Origin of the sequence: Streptomyces alkaliphilus (assembly GCF_014141535.1) — a bacterium.
In the GTDB taxonomy this organism is placed as follows: Bacteria; Actinomycetota; Actinomycetes; order Streptomycetales; family Streptomycetaceae; genus Streptomyces; species Streptomyces alkaliphilus.
Map to the genome: position 1 here is coordinate 1 of NZ_VKHT01001273.1, position 1195 is coordinate 1195.

At 73.7% G+C, this 1195-nt stretch carries 3 protein-coding genes; all 3 read left to right on the forward strand.

The genetic code is table 11. The features are described 5' to 3' along the window. Nucleotides 1–111 precede the first annotated feature (111 nt). The 3 genes from FNQ90_RS23910 to FNQ90_RS28270 are packed head-to-tail and all read left to right on the forward strand — an operon-like array spanning nt 112 to nt 1192. A complete protein-coding gene (locus FNQ90_RS23910; RefSeq protein WP_182608251.1) occupies nt 112–336 on the forward strand; it encodes a hypothetical protein in 225 nt (74 codons plus the stop codon). Beyond that, the gene (locus FNQ90_RS23915) at nt 333–680 is read left to right on the forward strand and encodes an HIT family protein (RefSeq protein WP_182608252.1); all 348 of its coding nucleotides are present in this window, start codon (nt 333–335) and stop codon (nt 678–680) included. The genes FNQ90_RS23910 and FNQ90_RS23915 overlap by 4 nt, the downstream gene beginning before the upstream one ends. A 20-nt stretch (nt 681–700) precedes the next feature. Next, nucleotides 701–1192 carry a hypothetical protein gene (locus FNQ90_RS28270; RefSeq protein WP_182608253.1) on the forward strand — a complete coding sequence of 164 codons (492 nt, stop codon included), beginning with the start codon at nt 701–703 and terminating at the stop codon, nt 1190–1192. Nucleotides 1193–1195 lie beyond the last annotated feature (3 nt).

The following is a 1195-nucleotide window of genomic DNA, read 5'->3' on the forward strand; positions in this document are numbered from 1 at the left end:
CCGCCCGCCGTTCCCTGATCCGCCGCCGCTGACGGCTGCCCGATCCGCCCGACCCGTGCGGGCGGTGAGGGGAGCCGGAAAGCCCGGCCCGACCACCGAAGGAGCCCTCCCATGTTCGGAAAGAAGAAGCGCGCCGTCGACGCCTACGACCTCGAAGTCACCCTCCGCGGCAAGGACGGCAAGACGTTCACCGAGCGCGCGTCCGCCCTGGACGTCGACGGCTGCGGACAGGACGGCGTCGCCGGCGCCGTCGCGAAGGAGGCACTGGAGCGCAACCCGGGCGCGAAGCACGTCCGGACCGTGTCCAAGCGCACCGGCAACCGGGGCGACCGATGAACTGCGCCTTCTGCGCGATCGTCGCCGGCACCGCCCCGGCGACGGTGATGCGGACCTGGCCCGACGCGATCGCGATCGTGCCGCTGAACCCGGTCGTCGGTGGCCACTGGCTGGTGATCCCCCGCGTGCACGTGCCGGACGCCGCCGCCGACCCCGAGGTGTCCGCGGCCGTCATGCGGCGGGCCGCCGAGGTCATCGCCCACACCGGCGACGACTGCAACCTCATCACCTCGGTCGGCGCCCCGGCCACGCAGACCGTGTTCCACCTGCACCTGCACATCGTGCCCCGCGAGACCGGGGACGGCCTGCCGCTGCCTTGGACCCCCCGGCAGACCCCCGCCTGACCGACCAAGGGAGAACCGCCATGACCACCCAGCACTACGCCACCTGGGCCGACGCCTTCACCGACACCACCCGCGGGTACCACCACCCGCACTTCGTCCGCGCCGAGACCACCCCCGCGGGCGGCATCGACTTCGAGTTCAGCCCGTTCGACGGCACCGAGCCCGAGCCGGCCATGCCCGAGGTCCCCACCGACACCATCCCCCACGGCTCCCCCGACCGGGAGTTCCTGGTGCGGATGTACCGCGCCGCCCGCGAGCGGTGGGAGGAGGCGCGCACCGTCGTCACCGAGCCCGAGACCTGCGCCCGGTACCTCACCCTCGCCGGACAGGTGTTGGCCGACCGGGCGTTGACCACCGACGTCATCGACCGGGGCACCGAGTGGGAGCCGCGCTCCTACACCTGGGAGTGCCGCGGCTGCCCGGGCCTGGGCGACGGCTTCCAGTACCTCGCCGACGCCGAGCGGGACGCCAACGCCCACGCCGAGGCGTGCCGCGGCATCCCCGTCCCCTGACAC

What these genes read in the sequence shown, in the direction of transcription:
- FNQ90_RS23910 (WP_182608251.1), top strand. Translation starts at nt 112, where the DNA reads ATGTTCGGAAAGAAGAAGCGCGCCGTCGACGCCTACGACCTCGAAGTC.
- FNQ90_RS23915 (WP_182608252.1), top strand. Translation starts at nt 333, where the DNA reads ATGAACTGCGCCTTCTGCGCGATCGTCGCCGGCACCGCCCCGGCGACG.
- FNQ90_RS28270 (WP_182608253.1), top strand. Translation starts at nt 701, where the DNA reads ATGACCACCCAGCACTACGCCACCTGGGCCGACGCCTTCACCGACACC.